At 71.1% G+C, this 15,557-nt stretch carries 14 protein-coding genes and 1 pseudogene; 7 read left to right on the plus strand and 8 right to left on the minus strand.

Features of this window, described 5'->3' with window-relative positions; translation table 11 throughout:
- Positions 1-453 precede the first annotated feature (453 nt).
- The 5 genes from KVT44_RS34600 to KVT44_RS34620 all read right to left on the minus strand — a co-directional run bounded on the left by KVT44_RS34600 (position 454) and on the right by KVT44_RS34620 (position 4,947).
- Positions 454-1,122, minus strand: coding sequence for a cyclase family protein (locus tag KVT44_RS34600; RefSeq protein ID WP_217571285.1), 669 nt, complete (start codon positions 1,120-1,122; stop codon positions 454-456).
- A gap of 56 nt (positions 1,123-1,178) precedes the next feature.
- Entirely contained in the window at positions 1,179-2,762 is a 1,584-nt protein-coding gene (locus tag KVT44_RS34605; RefSeq protein ID WP_075028162.1) for a cytosine permease, read from the minus strand.
- Positions 2,763-3,006: 244 nt separating this feature from the next.
- Entirely contained in the window at positions 3,007-3,444 is a 438-nt protein-coding gene (locus KVT44_RS34610; RefSeq protein ID WP_217571287.1) for a TIGR03668 family PPOX class F420-dependent oxidoreductase, read from the minus strand.
- 73 nt (positions 3,445-3,517) lie between these two features.
- A complete protein-coding gene (locus KVT44_RS34615) occupies positions 3,518-4,345 on the minus strand; it encodes an LLM class F420-dependent oxidoreductase (RefSeq protein WP_097289435.1) in 828 nt (275 codons plus the stop codon).
- Between the two features lie 50 nt (positions 4,346-4,395).
- Complete coding sequence (locus KVT44_RS34620; protein ID WP_217571290.1) at positions 4,396-4,947, minus strand: hypothetical protein; 552 nt, start codon at positions 4,945-4,947, stop codon at positions 4,396-4,398.
- A 309-nt stretch (positions 4,948-5,256) separates the two neighbouring features.
- Here KVT44_RS34620 and KVT44_RS34625 point away from each other — a divergent pair, with 309 nt between their 5' ends.
- The 4 genes and pseudogenes from KVT44_RS34625 to KVT44_RS34640 all read left to right on the plus strand — a co-directional run bounded on the left by KVT44_RS34625 (position 5,257) and on the right by KVT44_RS34640 (position 7,613).
- Positions 5,257-5,751, plus strand: a complete 495-nt coding sequence (locus tag KVT44_RS34625; RefSeq protein ID WP_099919061.1) for a subtilase-type protease inhibitor — start codon at positions 5,257-5,259, stop codon at positions 5,749-5,751.
- A gap of 326 nt (positions 5,752-6,077) precedes the next feature.
- Positions 6,078-6,337, plus strand: a pseudogene (locus KVT44_RS58585) (recombinase family protein); the annotation flags it as partial.
- A 254-nt stretch (positions 6,338-6,591) separates the two neighbouring features.
- Positions 6,592-7,287 (plus strand): transposase, encoded by a 696-nt coding sequence (locus KVT44_RS34635; protein ID WP_217571463.1) that lies wholly within the window; start codon positions 6,592-6,594, stop codon positions 7,285-7,287.
- Positions 7,185-7,613, plus strand: coding sequence for an IS200/IS605 family accessory protein TnpB-related protein (locus KVT44_RS34640; RefSeq protein ID WP_217571293.1), 429 nt, complete (start codon positions 7,185-7,187; stop codon positions 7,611-7,613). Before KVT44_RS34635 ends, KVT44_RS34640 begins: the two co-directional genes overlap by 103 nt.
- Before the next feature lie 298 nt (positions 7,614-7,911).
- Here the strand turns inward: KVT44_RS34640 and KVT44_RS34645 are convergent, their stop codons facing one another.
- Entirely contained in the window at positions 7,912-8,352 is a 441-nt protein-coding gene (locus KVT44_RS34645; RefSeq protein WP_217571295.1) for an STAS domain-containing protein, read from the minus strand.
- Positions 8,353-8,495: 143 nt separating this feature from the next.
- Here KVT44_RS34645 and KVT44_RS34650 point away from each other — a divergent pair, with 143 nt between their 5' ends.
- Positions 8,496-10,046: a bifunctional phosphatase PAP2/diacylglycerol kinase family protein gene (locus KVT44_RS34650; RefSeq protein ID WP_217571297.1), complete on the plus strand. Its 1,551-nt coding sequence runs from the start codon at positions 8,496-8,498 to the stop codon at positions 10,044-10,046.
- Positions 10,047-10,106: 60 nt separating this feature from the next.
- On the opposite strand, the gene KVT44_RS34655 is transcribed toward KVT44_RS34650, so the two are convergent.
- Entirely contained in the window at positions 10,107-11,606 is a 1,500-nt protein-coding gene (locus KVT44_RS34655) for an MFS transporter (protein WP_060900900.1), read from the minus strand.
- Positions 11,607-11,816: 210 nt separating this feature from the next.
- Here KVT44_RS34655 and KVT44_RS34660 point away from each other — a divergent pair, with 210 nt between their 5' ends.
- On the plus strand, positions 11,817-12,170 hold the full coding sequence (locus KVT44_RS34660) for a helix-turn-helix transcriptional regulator (RefSeq protein WP_217571299.1): 354 nt from the start codon (positions 11,817-11,819) through the stop codon (positions 12,168-12,170).
- Between the two features lie 5 nt (positions 12,171-12,175).
- Entirely contained in the window at positions 12,176-12,712 is a 537-nt protein-coding gene (locus tag KVT44_RS34665; RefSeq protein WP_190171094.1) for an SRPBCC family protein, read from the plus strand.
- Between the two features lie 19 nt (positions 12,713-12,731).
- Here KVT44_RS34665 and KVT44_RS34670 read toward each other — a convergent pair whose 3' ends face one another.
- Positions 12,732-15,557 (minus strand): NHLP bacteriocin export ABC transporter permease/ATPase subunit, encoded by a 2,826-nt coding sequence (locus tag KVT44_RS34670; RefSeq protein WP_217571301.1) that lies wholly within the window; start codon positions 15,555-15,557, stop codon positions 12,732-12,734.

A 15,557-nucleotide genomic window follows, 5' to 3' on the forward strand; every position in this document is an offset into this window, starting at 1 on the left:
GGGCTCCGCCCCTTCAACCCCGACCCCGGCGGGTCTCCGCCCCTGCACCCCGCTTCGCCCGAAGGGCTCGTCCTCAGGCGCCGGACGAGCTGAGTGGTGTGAGCCGGGGCGAGGCTTTTAGGGGCGCGGGGAACTGCGCGACCTGGCCCCACCGGCCCGCAGCCGAACGAATCCGGTGCGGAACTGTGCCCCCGCACCCCGGCGGGGGCTGCGCTCCCTGCACGCCCGCTTCGCCCGAAGGGCTCGTCTTCAAGCGCCGGACGGGCTGAGTGGTGTGGGGCGGGGCGAGGCTTTTAGGGGCGCGGGGAACTGCGCGAACGGCCCCCACCGGCCCGCAGCCGAACGAAACCGGGCGGGCCGGGATCCGGGGCGAAGCCCCGCCCGAGGGGCGCGGGGAACTGCGCGACCTGGCCCCACCCTCCCGCACCCGACGAACACACCCCCAGGTAGGGACTACCGCGCGCGGGGCGTGATGCGGGCCGTCGCCCGGACCGGGCCCCCGTCGGCCCCGGCGAGGCGCAAGGGGAACAGGAACACCTCTGCCGAACACCCCGCGGCCTGCGCGTCCGCGACGCCTCCGAGCCCGGTCAGGTTCTCGGCGATCACACCCCCCGCTCCGCACAGCACACGGTGGGAGGGGAGATCCACGGGACCGGTCGGATCGACGCTCAGCGCGTCGATCCCGACGGTGAGGACACCCGCAGCGACCACGGCCTCCGCCGCCTCGGACGTGAGCCAGGGATGGGCGAGGTAGTCCTCGGTTCCCCAGTACCGAGACCACCCGGTGGCCAGCAGCAGGATCGAACCGGGCCGCAGCAGGCCGAGGGCAGGGGCGAGCAGGTCCGGAGTGATCGGCGCCCGCGCCGGCAGACCGCGGACGTCGGCGACGACCGCCGCCCCCGCGAACCGCTCCAGCGGCAGATCGTCCAACGTGGGCCACGCCTCGTCCACGTGGTACGGCGCGTCGACATGCGTACCGGACTGCGACCCCATGTGCAGCCGAAGGACGTTCACTCCGTGCTCGGCGACCCGCAACGCCCTGGTGACCTCCACCTCCGGGTCACCGGGATAGACGGGCATCCCGGTGACCACGGGCACGGACAGGTCGAGCCAGCTCTCCATCAGTTCTCCATCAGCCAGTTCTCCATCAGCTCGTCGACCAGTTCTCCGTCGGCGCATCAACTGCCGTCGACGGCGAGCACCGCGGGCGTGCCCTCGCTCTCCGCACCGGGACCGGTGATCGGCGGCACCGGCACGTCGACGGTACGGGCCAGCCGCGGGCCCTCGGGCCCGTACACCGCGCGGGGCTCGGGGAACAGTCGCAGCATCGCCAGATACAGCACGGCGGCGACGGCCAGCGACAGCGGCAGGCTGATGTCGATGCCGTTCGCGAGGTCGCCCAGCGGTCCGACGAACTGGCCGGGGATGTTGGTGAACAGCACGCCGACCACCGCGGCCACCCACCAGGCCGTCATGCCCCGCCAGTTCCAGCCGTGCGTGAACCAGTAACGGCCGCCGCGCTGACGGCGGTTGAAGACCTGGAGCGCGTCCGGGTCGTACCAGCCGCGTCGGGTGTAGAACCCGAGGATCATCACGACCATCCAGGGCGTGGTGCAGGTGATGATCATCGTGGCGAACGTCGAGATGGACTGCACCAGGTCGAAGCCGAAGCGGCCGATGAAGATGAACGCGATCGACAGGACTCCGACCAGGATCGTCGCCTGGACCCGGGACAGCCGCGGGAACACCGACGAGAAGTCGAGCCCGGTGCCGTACAGCGACGTCGTGCCGGTCGACATGCCGCCGATCAGGGCGAGCAGGCACACCGGCAGGAAGAACCAGCTCGGCGAGATGGCCAGCAGGCCACCGACGAAGTCGGGGGCCGCCGGGTCGACGTACTTCGGCGCCTTGGTCGCGATGATGCTCGCGGTCGCGAGCCCGAACACGAACGGCAGCAGGGTGGCGATCTGGGACAGGAACGCGGCACCGACGACCTTGCGGCGCGGCGCGTTCGCCGGGATGTAACGCGACCAGTCGCCGAGGAACGCGCCGAAGGACACCGGGTTCGACAGCACGATCAGTGCCGAGCCGATGAAGGAGGGCCAGAACAGCGCCTGCGTCGCCGAGTCGGCCGAGGCCGTGAAGACACCGGCGTACGAGGGATCGAAGTCACCCGCGAAGGCGATCGCGCCGAGCAGGAACAGCACGGTCGCCGAGGTCACCGCGATCTTGTTGACGAACAGCATGAACCGGAACCCGTACACGCACACCGCGAGCACCAGGCAGCCGAAGAGCGCGTACGCGACCACGTACGACAGGTTGCTGCGCTCCAGGCCGAACAGCCGGTGCGCGCCGCCGACCAGGGCGTCGCCGGAGCTCCACACCGAGATCGAGAAGAACGCCACGGCCGTGAGCAGGGACAGGAACGAGCCGACGACCCGGCCGTGCACACCGAGGTGCGCGGAGGAGGCGACCGCGTTGTTGGTGCCGTTGACCGGGCCGAACATCGCCATCGGGCACAGGATCAGGGCGCCGACGACGACTCCCAGGAGGGTGGCCGCGAGCCCCTGCCAGAAGGAGAGGCCGAAGAGGATGGGGAAGGCCCCGAGGACGCAGGTGGAGAAGGTGTTCGCACCGCCGAAGGCGACTCTGAACAGATCGAGCGGCGACGCGGTGCGGTCCGCGTCGGGGATGCGCTCGACGCCGTAGGTCTCCACCTCGGTGAGAGACGGCGACGGCGTGGCGGGGGAGTTCTCGGACAAGGGTGCTCCAGCGAAGTGCCTGTGCCCGGAAGCGGGCGGTGGAGCGCGTGGTGGCGCGAGGGGAGGGCGGCCCCGTGGTCGCCGCGGGGGTGTGCGGCGGCGGGTGAACGTCCTTGGCAGGTCTGCCGACGCTAAGGCCGGCCCGGAGACCTGCGCCAGAAGGTAAAACATCCATCTTCCATGCCCGCGGTGGAGCATTCGTCCAGTCCAGCGGGTGTCCGCGCGGGAGGTACCCGGCGGTGGCTCACTGCTCCGGGCCGGACTCCGGGGTGGCGCGCCAGCCGTGCCAGCGGTGGACGGTGACGGCGATCACCGGGCCGTCCGGCGGCCGCTGCCGGTACTGCGCGTACTTCTCGCGCAGCAGGTCGATCGCCGCCGTGTACTCGTCCTGTGTGCCGGGCGGCAGGACCCGGGCGTCGCCGTCCGCCCGTACCCACCACAGCCGCTCCCAGTCCTCGTCGTAGGCATCGACGAGCAGGCACACGGCGGGGTGGGCGGCGATGTTGCGCAGCCGCCGCAGCCGCGGCGACCTCTTGGGTTTGTGGTCGACCGCGGTGACGATCTCGCCGCCGCGCGCCGCGAACACGAGGGGCACGAGGTGCGGGCGTCCCTCGGCGTCCACTGTCGCCAGGCGGGCCACCCGTGCCGCCACGAACCGGCGGCGCGCCTCCTCCTCGTCCATGTCCGGCACCTTGAGCTCCGATTCCCCGGCGGCGGGAACGCGATGAGCTCGCAATCCCCGGCGGCCGGAAGCGTCAGCGGTGGGCGGACACGGCTTCGGCCAGTTCGTCGAGTGTGCGCAGTGTCTCGTCCTCCGGCTGGGTCGGCAGATACAGCAGCACGCGGTCGACGCCGAGTTCCGCGTAGGTGTCGAGGGACTCCCGGTCGCTCCCGCCCGCGTAGACCACGACGGCCGGCCGGTCACCGGCCGTCTTGCGCATCTGTTCGATGCGCGCGCCCAGTTCCTTGGGCGGTACGGCGCTGGGCAGCCACGCCGACCCGTACTCGGCGACGCGGGCGAAGGTGCGCTCGCTGTTGCCTCCGACCCAGATGGGCGGGTGCGGCCGCTGGACCGGCTTGGGCCAGGCGTAGACCGGTGCGAAGTCGACGAAGTCGCCGTGGAACTCGGCCTCGTCCTTCGTCCACAGTTCGATCATGGCGCGAATGCGTTCGTCCATCAGCCGGCCGCGGGAGGCCGGATCCGTGCCGTGGTTGCGCATCTCCTCCCGGTTCCAGCCGGCGCCGACACCGAACACGGCACGGCCGCCGGAGATCAGGTCGAGGGAGGCGATCTCCTTCGCGGTGGTGATCGGATCACGCTGGACCACCAGCGCGATCCCCGTGCCCAGGAGCAGGTCCCGGGTCACGGAGGCAGCGGCGGCGAGCGCCACGAACGGATCGAGCGTGCGGTAGTAGACGCGGGGCAGTTCCCCGCCGCCCGGATACGGCGTCTCCCGGTTCACCGGGATGTGCGAGTGCTCGGCCAGCAGCAGCGTGTCGAACCCGCGCTCTTCCAGAGCGGGACCCAGGGCCCTGGGGCCGATGCCCTCGTCGGTGATGAACGTCGACACTCCGAACTTCATCCGCGACCACCTCGTCTTGTCGGCTGTTGCCGCCAGTGTGACGTGGTCGGTCACTCCTCGTCAGATGCGGCGTCCCGCGGCGTGGCGTCCGGACCCTGGGCCCGGACCCGCTGCACATGTTCCAGCGAGTCACGCAGTTCCGTCAGCCAGTCGTCGGCGTGACGCTGGACCAGGCGGACGCACCAGGCGAGGGCGTCGCTGCGGCTGCGCGCGACCCCGGCGGCGATGAGGGTGTCGAGGACCTGGCGCTCGGGCTGGCGCAGCCGGGTCATGACGGGCGCGGCGATGTGGGTGAACAGGGCGCGCTCGCCCCCGCACGCCACACCCCAGGAGACCTTCTTGCCGAACCGGTGCTCGGCTTCCCGTGCCACCGCGACCCGGTCGTCGCGGGTGCGCTCGCGGAATTCCTGGATACGGGCCTGGGCGGCCGCCTCCTTCTCGGCGTCCGAGGCACCTTCGGCGAGCCCGGGCTCGGGGACACGGCCGACGACGGTGATCTCCTCCCGGTCGACCGTCACCTCCACCAGGCTCTCGAAGAGATCGTCGGGCAGGCGGCCGGCGAACCAGCCGCGCAGCTTCTCGTGGTGCTCTGAAGTAATCATGTAATTACGATTACTCCATTGCGCGGAAGAAGCAAGGGGGTCCGCCGGAGGCTGAACCGGAATGTTTCAGGCCTATTGCGGAGCCGGGGGAATCCGGCCAGGAGGGTGCCTTTGGCGATCAACAACCCCTCAGTTCCGGGGCTTGAACGTTCGAATTTCGTCACTTCACGCCACTGATTCAATACTCAAGGTTACTGAAACGCATGGGGTCGATGTGTGTTTCCGGTCCGGACTCGGCAGACTCGCGCTCGCCGCACCGGCACCCAACCGAGCCGGTACTGCATTCAATCGAGCGGAAGGATGCACACAATGCCGAATACCGCGCGCTGGGCAGCGACTCTCACCCTCACGGCCGCTGCCGTCTGCGGCCCCCTCGGGGGGTCCGCCCTCGCCACCCCGGCCCACGCGACCCAGACGGCTGAGACCCGTACGGTCACGAGCCAGGCCCACGCCACGCCGGCTCTCGCCCCCTCAGGGCTCTACGCCCCCTCGGCCCTGGTGCTCACCATGGGCCACGGAGAGACCGCCGCCACCGTCACCCCGGAGCGCGCGGTCACGCTGAACTGTGCCCCGACCCCCTCCGGCACCCACCCCGCCGCCTACGACGCCTGTGCCGAACTCCGGTCGGTGAACGGCGACTTCGACGCCCTGACCCTCAGAGACGGCGCACTGTGTACGCGGCAGTTCGATCCGGTGGTCGTCACCGTCGAGGGCGTCTGGCGCGGCAAGCGCGTCGCGTACGAACGGACCTTCGCCAACGAGTGCGTGAAGAACTCCTACGGGACGAGCTTCTTCACGTTCTGAGAGACCGGGATCGCGCGGCCTACGTGAGCGTCGAGCGGGGTCAGTAGGTGGGGAGTGCGCGCCCCGAAGCACGGAGTACGACGCGATCTCGCATCGGGGGTCGGTCAGGCGGAGTGGGGCCGCCGGCCGGCCCCCGACATCTGTCCGGCCGGCCGCGGCGCATGCTCGGCCGGCCTTCCGCGTGTCCTCAACTCGCCGTTGTGTCAGAAGTGTTGAACCCGCACTGGCAACGTTCTAATTTCCCCTCACCCGAACGGCGCCCCCGTGCACCAGGGCCGCTCCCCCGCGTGGGCCTGGGCGAAGGAGGGCCGTATGCCGGTCTCTGTCAGAAGGCGGAGCTTGACCGGCAGGTCTCCCGTGTCGTCCAGGGAGCCATCGGGCTCGGGCTCGCCGTTGCCGAGGTGGTGACCGAGGCCGGGTCGGGACTGAACGGGAATCGGCGGAAGCTGCACCGTGTCCTGTCGGACCCGGTCGTTGCCGTCATCGTCGTGGAGCATCGCGACCGGTGGCCCGTTTCGGTGTCGAGCAGCTGGAATCGGCACTGTCGGCTTCCGGTCGGCGCCTGGTGTTCGAGGCGCGGCCCGGCTTCCACATCGTGGGCCACAGGCTTGCCCTCGACCCCAACGCGTCCGCCCCGCAGGCTCTGGCCTCGCATTGCGGGGCGGCTCGGGTCGCCTACAACTGGGCGGTGCGGCATGTGCCGGCGAATTGGTCGCAGTGCGCAGCCGAGGAGACCTACGGCGTCCCCGAGGCAGAGCGCGTTGCGTGGCGGTCGTGGTCGCTGCCTTCGTTGCGGAAGGCGTTCAACGAGGCCGAACACAACGACCCGTTCCTGCGGGAGTGGGGGCGCAGAACTCGAAGGAGGCCTACGACACCGGCCTCGCGAACGCTGCCGCCGCGTTCGACGACTACGCCAAGTCCCGGCGCGGCGAGCGCAAGGGCACCCGGATGGGCAGACCCCGTTTCAAGTCGAAGCGGAAGGCTCGTCCGGCGTGCGAGTTCACCACCGGCACCATCCGCCTCGATGACCGGCGGCATATCGTCCCGCCCCGCCTCGGCCGGATTCGCCTCCATGAGGACGTCCAGCCCCTCGTGGACGCGATCGCCGAAGGCGGGACGCGGATTCTGTCGGTGACGCTGCGGTTCGAGCGGGGCCGCTGGTTCGCGGTCCTGCAGACCGAGGAACGCCCCACCATCGCCCCTGCCACCCGCCCCTACAGCGCGGTCGGGATCGACCTCGGCGTCAAGACTCTTCTCGTCATGGCGGACTCGGCCGGCGAGGTCCGCGAGGTCGCGAACCCCAAGCACTACGACCAGACACTCACGCAGCTCCGGAAGGCCTCCCGGACCGTCTCCCGCCGACGCGGCCCAACCGGCGCACCGGACAGGCCCCGTCCCGTCGCTGGGAGAAAGCCAACGCGGTCCGTAACCGGGTGCACCACCGGGTGGCCAACCTGCGGGAGAACCATCTCCACCAAGCCACCGCGCGTATCCCCGCCGAGTACGGCACCGTCGTGGTCGAGGACCTCAACGTGAAAGGCATGGTCCGCAACCGGCGTCTGTCCCGCCGTATCTCCGACGCGGTGTTCGGGGAACTGCGGCGCCGGCTCACCAACAAGACCCAGCGCCACGGAGGATGTCTGATCGTCGCCGACCGCTGGATGCCCTCCTCGAAGACCTGCTCCCGCTGCGGTGTGGTGAAAGCCAAGCTGTCCCTCGCCGTGCGTGTCTTCGAGCGGGCAGTTGGCGCAGCACCCCGCCAGGGGGAACTCGACAGGACACCGGGCGCGAGCAACTCGCGCTCTGGTGACACCGTCACGAACCTTCCGGGCGGAAACACCCGGAATGCTGAGAGTCGCTGAGACTCGAAGCAACGGTGGGCGCTGGCCGACGACGACGCCGGGCCGCCGGCGGAGGGCACGGGGCAGCGATGGGCGCGGGCGCGCCGCCCGGACGGGCTGACGAGCGCGGTCGTCGGACTGCTCGGCTGGGACGCGTCGGGAAGCAGCCTGGTCGCGCGGGCCGGGGACGCCAACGCCTATGGGGTCCATTCGGCGACTCCCCATCTCGTGCTGCCCGTTCACCCCGGCGGGGTCCATCTCCTCGTCACCCTGGTGGTCCTCGGCCGCGATCCCGAACTCGTCGGTGCGAGCGCCCGGGTCACGACCGGGGGCGGGGTTCTGATCCGCTTTCCGGACGGGACGGAGGAGGAACTGCCGGGCGGTTCCGCGGGTGCGTCGATTCCGGTGGTTCCGGGAGGTCGGCCAGCGGCGGAAAGCGGCTGAGCAGGTGCGCGGCGCGCAGGAGGCGGTGGACGCGCGGCCCGTCGGAGACGACGCGGAGCCGTCCGCCGCGCTCCCGCGCCCGCGTCTCGGCGCGGCACAGTACGCGCAGGCCCGAGCAGTCGAAGAAGGCCACCCGGCGCAGATCGACCAGCACGTCCGGCTCGGCCCGAGCCGTCGCCGCCGACAGATGCTCGGCCAGCGCCTGCGCCGTCGCGATGTCGATCTCTCCCGTCACCTCGACCACGGTGAACGGACCGCGCGGATAACTGTGGGCGTAGGGGTTGGTCGAGGGAAGCCCGGAATCTGCGAGGGTCATGTGGTCTCGCTAGATACCCCGGCCTGGCCGGAAACATCCTCAGGTCGCCACGGACACGATCTCGTTCACTCGAACGGGTGAATATTGGGGATGCTGTATTGACTGGGGATGCCGAGGCGAGCCGGGTGCCGTAGCCGTGGGGCATGAGAGTTCTCGGCGAGTGGGACCGACGGCTGTTCACGCGGGTGGCCGCGGCACGGGTGCCCGGCGCGGATCCGGCGCTGCGACGGCTCAGCCGCTCCGCCGATCACGGACGGCTGTGGCTCGGCACGGCGGCCGGTCTCGCGCTCGTCGGGGGCCGGGCACCGCGCCGGGCGGCCCTGCGGGGCGTGGGCTCGCTCGCGATCGCCTCGCTGACCGTCAACACCGTCGTGAAGTGGAGCACCCGGCGGCCCCGTCCGCTGCTGGAGCACGTGCCGTCGATCCGGCACCTGAAGCGTCAGCCGCACACCACCTCCTTTCCCTCCGGCCACTCCGCCTCGGCCGCGGCGTTCGCCACCGGAGTCGCCCTGGAGTCGGCCGGATACGGCGCCCTGGTCGCACCCTTCGCTGCCGCCGTCGCCTTCTCACGGGTGTACGTCGGGGTGCACTATCCCGGAGACGTGCTGGCCGGGATGGCGATCGGCGTCGCAGCCGCCGCGCTCACCTGCCGCTGGTGGCCGCCGCGCCCCGCGCTCCCGGCGCGCGAACGGCCCTCGGCGCCCGCTCCCGCGCTGCCCGGCGGCGAAGGACTCGTCGTCTTCGTCAACACCCCGGCCGGGACGGGCGCGCCCGGCACACCGTTGCCGCCCGCCGAGCGGCTGCGCGGACTGCTGCCACGGGCCGAACTGGTCGAGCGCGGCCCGGACGACGACTTCGCCGCGCTGCTGGAGCGGGCGGTGGACAGGGCGGTCGAGCGGGCCGGGGCGGCGCGCGGTGCGCTCGGTGTGTGCGGGGGCGACGGCAGTGTCAACGCGGCGGCCCGCGCGGCGGCCGGGCGGGGGCTCGCACTCGCGGTGTTCCCCGGCGGCACCCTCAACCACTTCGCCCAGGACGTCGGCGTACGGGATGTCGAGGACACCGCCGTCGCGGTCGGGCGGGGCGAGGCGGTGGCCGTGGACCTCGGCGTGGCACGGTCGGGGGCGGGTCACGAGGTGCGGTTCCTCAACACCTTCAGCATCGGGCTGTACCCCGAACTCGTCCGGATGCGGGAGCACTTGGAGCAGCGCCTGGGCAAGTGGCCGGCGGCGGCCGTCGCCCTCGTCCGGGTGCTGCGCACCGCGACGCCCGTGGAACTGAGCGTCAACGGACACCACCGCCGGCTGTGGCTGCTCTTCGCGGGCAACGGCCGCTACGAACCCCAGGGCTTCGCTCCCGCCTACCGGCCCCGCCTGGACGACGGGCTGATCGACCTGCGCCTGATCGACGGCGAACACCGGCTCGCCCGCACCCGGGTGATCGTCTCCGCGCTCGCCGGCACGCTCGGCCGGTCCCGGGTCTATGGAGCGGAGGTGGTTCCGTGGGCCGAGCTGGCGGACCTCGGCGGTACGGACACACTCGCGTACGACGGTGAAGTCGCGCCCGCGCCGCCCGGTTTGAGGCTGGAGAAGGAGCGGCGGACGCTCGTCGTGTACCGGCCCTCCATACAGCGGAACGAACCCGCCCGGCATCCCCGGCCGGCCGGCCGCCGCGCCCGCCCGCCGCCGCAGACGTGAGAGGGGCCGCCGTCTCCCTGCAGACGGCGGCCCCTCGGCCTGTGGGTGATCACACGGGACTTACATGTGGACGGCCCGCACGGCGTCCGGGTCCGCGTCCAGGGTTCCGCGGCGGTAGAGCAGGAAGGCGATCACCGCGCCCGCGGCGAAGAAGCCCGCCGACCACCAGAAGGCGGTGGTGTAGCTCTCGATCGTCGCCTGCGCCTGGACCAGCTTGCTGGTCGCGTCCTTGCCGGCGAGATAGCTCGTCGCGGCGCTCGCGGCCAGCGTGTTCAGCAGCGCCGTACCGATCGAACCGCCCACCTGCTGCATGGTGTTGACCGTCGCGGAGGCGACGCCCGCGTCCTCCGCCGCGATCCCGCTGGTGGCCAGCGACATGGCGGGCGGCATCACGATGCCGAGGCCCGCGCCGATCAGAAGCAACGGCGGCAGCACGGCGGTCGAGAAGTCGGAGGCGACTCCGATGCCGGTCAGCCAGGCCATGCCGCCCACCGCGATCGCGAAGCCCGCCGGGATGACGACCTTCGGTCCGATCCGCGGCACCAGGACGGTGGTGGAGACCTGGGCCATGACCATCAGGGCCGCCATCATCGGCAGGAACGCCACACCTGTCTTGGTGGGGCTGAAGCCCAGGTTCAGCTGCAGGTAGTAGGTGAGGAAGAGGAAGACGCCGAACATGCCCGCACCGGTGATCAGAACGGTGACGAAGGACGCGGCACGGTTGCGGTCGAGCAGCACGCGCATCGGCAGCAGCGGGTGCTCGGCGCGTGTCTGCCACCAGGCGAACGCGCTCAGCAGGACACCACCGGCGATGAGGAAGCCCCAGGTCAGGGGTGAACTCCAGTCGTGCGTCTCGGCGTTGGAGAAGCCGTAGACGAGGGCGAAGAGACCGGAGGAGACCAGCAGCGTGCCCGGCAGGTCGAGCTTGGAGTTCGCCGCGTCACGGTGATTGCTCAGCAGCACCCAGCCACCGGCGAAGGCGACGACCGCGAAGACGAGGTTGACGAACAGCGTCCAGCGCCAGTCGAGCGCGTCGGTCAGCACACCGCCGAGCAGGAGGCCCACCGCGCCACCGGCGCCGGCGATCGCCCCGTAGACGCTGAACGCCTTGGCGCGTTCCTTGGCGTCGGTGAACGTCGTGTTCAGCAGCGAGAGCGCGGCGGGCGCGAGCAGCGCGCCGAAGACACCCTGCAGGGCGCGCGCGGTGACCAGCATCCCGAAGCTGGTGGAGGCGCCGCCGAGCACCGAGGCTCCGGCGAATCCGGCGATACCGATGAGGAAGGCGGGCTTGCGTCCGAAGAGGTCGGCGATGCGTCCGCCGAGCAGCAGCAGGGAGGCGAAGGCCAGCGAGTACGCCGTGACGATCCACTGCCGGTTGCCGTCGGAGAAGCCGAGGTCCGCCTGGGCGGAGGGGAGGGCGATGTTCACGATGGTGGCGTCGAGGACCACCATCAGCTGTGCGATGCCGATGATCGAGAGGATCCACCATCGCTTCGACGATGGAGTGGACGAGCCGTCCACGGTGCCCTTGCGGGCACCTTCGGTCAGGGTCTGGGACATGGGAGAACCACTCCAGGGAAGTCGCTCAGGGGTTACGGGAACATAAACGAAACTGTTTCGTACACCTCGAGACTAGAACACCCCCAGCGAAACGGCAACGTTTCGCTGGGGGTGCCGGGTGAGGCGGCCGTCACAGTGGTGGCCGGAGTCGGTCGGCTGTCGATGCGTATGCCTTGACGGGAATATAACCGCCGAGGCATATTGGGGCTCATGTCCGACGCCACCCTCTGGACCGCTCTCGCCGACCCCCACCGTCGTGCGATCGTCGCGCTGCTCCTTGAGCGCCCGCGGCCGGTCGGCGAGATCGTGGAGGCGTGCGGTCTGAGCCAGCCGAGCACGTCGAAGCATCTGCGGGTGCTCCGGGACGCGGGCCTGGTGCGTGTACGACAGGACGCGCAACGCCGTGTCTACGCCCTCGACCCGGCCCCGATCGCCGCACTCGACGCCTGGCTGACCCCGTACCGGAAGCTGTGGAACGAGAGCCTGGACGCCCTCGGCCGCCGCCTGGACAGGACGGCGGGGGAGCCGTCGGACCCCCCGAAAGACCCCATCCCTAAGGACTGAGTCACATGTCCGCCGAACCCACCGCGCTCACCGGCACCTACCTCACCCTCGACGACGGCCGCCCCGCCGTCCGCTTCAGCCGCACCTACGACCACCCCGTCGACCGCGTCTGGCGGTTCGTGACCGACCCGGACGAACTGGTCGAGTGGTTCCCGTCCCGGGCCGAGATCGAGCTGCGCCCCGGCGGCACGATCAGGTTCAGCGGCGACCCGAACATGCCCGAGTCCACGGGCCGGGTCCTCGCCGTCGACCCGCCCCGGCACCTCTCCTTCGACTGGGGCGGCGACGAGCTCCGCTTCGACCTCGACGCCCTGGACGAGAAGCGCACCCACTTCACCCTCACCCACGTCCTCGCGGCCGAGAACACCGCCGCCCGCAACGGCGCCGGCTGGGAGGTGTGCCTCGCCGCCCTGGACGCGAAGGCTCGCGGCGAGCGCTTCGAGGGCCCGCACGCCGGGGCCACCGCGCCCTGGAAGGAGATCTACGCCCGATATGTCGAGGCGGGGATCCCGTCCGGCGCCCCGGTGCCGGGAATGGACTGACGGCCCCCCATGGGCGGCTTCAGGCCAGCTGCCGTCGCACCAGCTCGTGCAGCCGCCCGCCCGTGTCCGCGAGCAGATGCGCCGGCGGGCCCTGCTGGGCGACCCGGCCGTCCTCCATCACGATGACACGGTCCGCGTCCAGCACCGTGGACAGCCGGTGCGCGATCACGATCCGGGTGGCGTTGAGCGCCCGGGTGCTCTCGATGACCGTGCGCTGGGTCTCGTTGTCGAGCGCGCTGGTCGCCTCGTCGAAGAAGAGGATGCGCGGCCGGCGGATCAGCGCCTGGGCGATCATCAGGCGCTGCCGCTGGCCGCCCGAGATCGCGCCGCTGCCGGAGACGATGGTGTGCAGCCCCATCGGCATCCGCTTGATGTCCTCGGCCAAGCCGGCCATCTCGGCCGCCGCCATCGCCTCCTCGGGCGTGTACGGCTCGGTGCCGCAGATGCAGTCCAGGATCGAGCCGGTGAACGGCTGGGCGTGCTGGAGCACCACACCGCACTGACGGCGTACGGCGGACTGGTCGAGCGCTCCCAGGTCCTGCCCGTCGTAGAGCACACTGCCCGAGATCGGCTTGTCGAAGCCGATCAGCAGCCGCAGCAGCGTGGACTTCCCGCAGCCGCTGGGGCCGACGATCGCCACGAACTCGCCGGGCTTGATGTCGAACGACACGTCGTCCAGGACCAGCGGGCCGTCGTCGGCGTACCGGAAGGACAGCCGCCGGGCCTCGATCGCACCGGACAGCACCCCGGGGCGGGTGCTCGCCACCCGCACCTCCGGCGTGGCGTCGAGCACCGGCTTGATCTCCTCGAACATCGGCAGCGCGGCCGCCGCCGACACGAACGCACCGGTCACCTGGGTGACCGAGGTCAGCAGCATCGTCATCGACGTGCTGAAGGTCAGGAAGTCGGCGGCCGACAGCGAGCCGCGCGCCGGACCCGCGAGCAGCATGAACATCAGCAGCGAGCACAGCGGCAGGTACACCGCGCCCATCACCGTCGTGAGGTTCTTGATGCGGCCGACCTTCTGCTGGAGCTCACGGCTGCGCGCGAACTCGCCCGCCCAGGCGGCGTACGCGTAGTTCTCGGCCGCCGCGACCCGCAGCTTGGGCAGGCCGCGCAGGGTCTGGAACGCCTGGTTGTTCAGCTTGTTGCTGAGCACGACCAGGCGGCGCTGCCAGCGCACCTGCCACAGACCGAGCCCGAGGAACGCGGCCGCGATGACGACGAGCATGCCGATCGCGGCGAGCGCCAGGGGCACGCTGTACCAAAGGAGCAGCCCCAGGTTCATCGCGCCGACCGTGCCCGCCTGCGTGAGCGTCGGTCCGACGCCCGCGAGGAGGCGGCGGATCGCGCTGATGCCCATGGCGGCGCTCGCCAGCTCACCGGTCGAGCGGGACGTGAAGAACTTCGTGGGCAGCCTCAGCAGCCGGTCCCACACGGCCGGTTGGAGCGTTGCCTCGATCCGCCCCTCCATCCGCAGCATCGTGAGGTTCTGGAGCAGCATGAACGCGGCCGACACGATGCTGGTGACCATGATGGCCAGACAGACCTGCACGATCAGGCTGTGCTGGGCCTTGGGCACGTACTCGCCGAGCACCTGGCCGGTGGCGATCGGCACCAGCGCGCCGATCGCGACGGTGACGAGACCGCTGATCGCGAGGTTGCGCAGGTCGCCGCCGGTGCCCTGGAGGCAGAAGCGCAACAGCCGCAGCGGGCTCAGCTTCCGCTCGGGCAGCGGCCGGTAGAACATCACGGCCCGCGCCTCGAACTCCGGCGCGTTGGCCTTCTCGACCGGGGTCTCCCGGCCCGAAGACGGCTGTACGGCCACGTATCCGCCGCGCCGCCACAGCAGCGCGACCGGGGAGCCCGACACGGCACGGTGGCCCACCAGCGGGCCGATGTTGTCGCGCCACCAGCGCCCGTCGAGACGTACGGCACGGGTGCGGACGCGCGAGGCGAGCGCGATCCGCTCCACCGGGTCGAGCCGGTCGCTCTCCGTGCCGCTCTGCGCGGACTCGGCGAGGGTGATCCCGGACGCGCGGGCGACCAGCTTGCAGGCCGCGTACGTGGCGTCCGCGTCGGCCGCCGTCGGCCGCTTGGACGACTTGCCGATCGACGCCAGCAGGGTCCGGTCGGCCTGGGCGCGGACGGCCTCGCCCGCCTTGATGCCCGCCGCCGTACGGTCCTCGTGGCTGGCCTCCAACTGCTCGATCCAGCGGTCGAGCGTGGACAGCAGCCGGTACTGCTGGTCGACCATGCCCTGCCAGACACCGGAGTCCATCAGCAGATCGGCCGCCGCCTCGGCGCCGTACAGGGAGCCGTACTGGACGCTCCCGGGCGGCACCTGCATCCAGAAGACGTCGTCATCGGTCAGCGCGGCGGCGTTCTCCGTGGCCATCGGCGCCTGGAAGAGAATGGACAGGCTGCGGCCGACGCCGAGGGCGAGGGCGTACTCCAGCGGGCTCGACGTCGGCGGTACGTACTGGGGGTTGCCGTAGTCGTCGTAGGACCAGGTCTGGGTGTCCACGGGCTGGTACAGCTCGCGCAGCACGATCCGGCGCACCACGCAGTCCCGCAACGGCCGTCCCACGAGGGTGTGTTGCGGGCCGGCGACGGGGCCGAGCAGCAGGGAGCCCGCTTCGAGGCGGCCGAGGTGGTGCCAGTGGCCCTGCTGGACGGCGTCGACCGCGAACAGGTCCATGGCGCCCGCCGCCACCAGCCAGAGGACCTGCGGTCCTTCCAGATCGAGGCGGCCGAGGCCGGAGCAGTCGACCGGCGTTCCCATGCCGCCGAGCGCGCCGAGGACGAGGTCTCCCTCGCGTGCGCCCTCGTGAACCGTGGTCAT

Origin of the sequence: Streptomyces sp. GbtcB7 (assembly GCF_019091445.1) — a bacterium.
Classification (GTDB): Bacteria; Actinomycetota; Actinomycetes; order Streptomycetales; family Streptomycetaceae; genus Streptomyces; species Streptomyces mirabilis.

Coding starts and splice junctions, on each gene's coding strand:
- KVT44_RS34650 (WP_217571297.1), top strand. CDS start 8,496: ATGAGAGTTCTCGGCGAGTGGGACCGACGGCTGTTCACGCGGGTGGCC.
- KVT44_RS34645 (WP_217571295.1), bottom strand. CDS start 8,352: ATGACCCTCGCAGATTCCGGGCTTCCCTCGACCAACCCCTACGCCCAC.
- KVT44_RS34670 (WP_217571301.1), bottom strand. CDS start 15,557: ATGACCACGGTTCACGAGGGCGCACGCGAGGGAGACCTCGTCCTCGGC.
- KVT44_RS34665 (WP_190171094.1), top strand. CDS start 12,176: ATGTCCGCCGAACCCACCGCGCTCACCGGCACCTACCTCACCCTCGAC.
- KVT44_RS34610 (WP_217571287.1), bottom strand. CDS start 3,444: ATGGACGAGGAGGAGGCGCGCCGCCGGTTCGTGGCGGCACGGGTGGCC.
- KVT44_RS34620 (WP_217571290.1), bottom strand. CDS start 4,947: ATGATTACTTCAGAGCACCACGAGAAGCTGCGCGGCTGGTTCGCCGGC.
- KVT44_RS34615 (WP_097289435.1), bottom strand. CDS start 4,345: ATGAAGTTCGGAGTGTCGACGTTCATCACCGACGAGGGCATCGGCCCC.
- KVT44_RS34655 (WP_060900900.1), bottom strand. CDS start 11,606: ATGTCCCAGACCCTGACCGAAGGTGCCCGCAAGGGCACCGTGGACGGC.
- KVT44_RS34625 (WP_099919061.1), top strand. CDS start 5,257: ATGCCGAATACCGCGCGCTGGGCAGCGACTCTCACCCTCACGGCCGCT.
- KVT44_RS34600 (WP_217571285.1), bottom strand. CDS start 1,122: ATGGAGAGCTGGCTCGACCTGTCCGTGCCCGTGGTCACCGGGATGCCC.
- KVT44_RS34660 (WP_217571299.1), top strand. CDS start 11,817: ATGTCCGACGCCACCCTCTGGACCGCTCTCGCCGACCCCCACCGTCGT.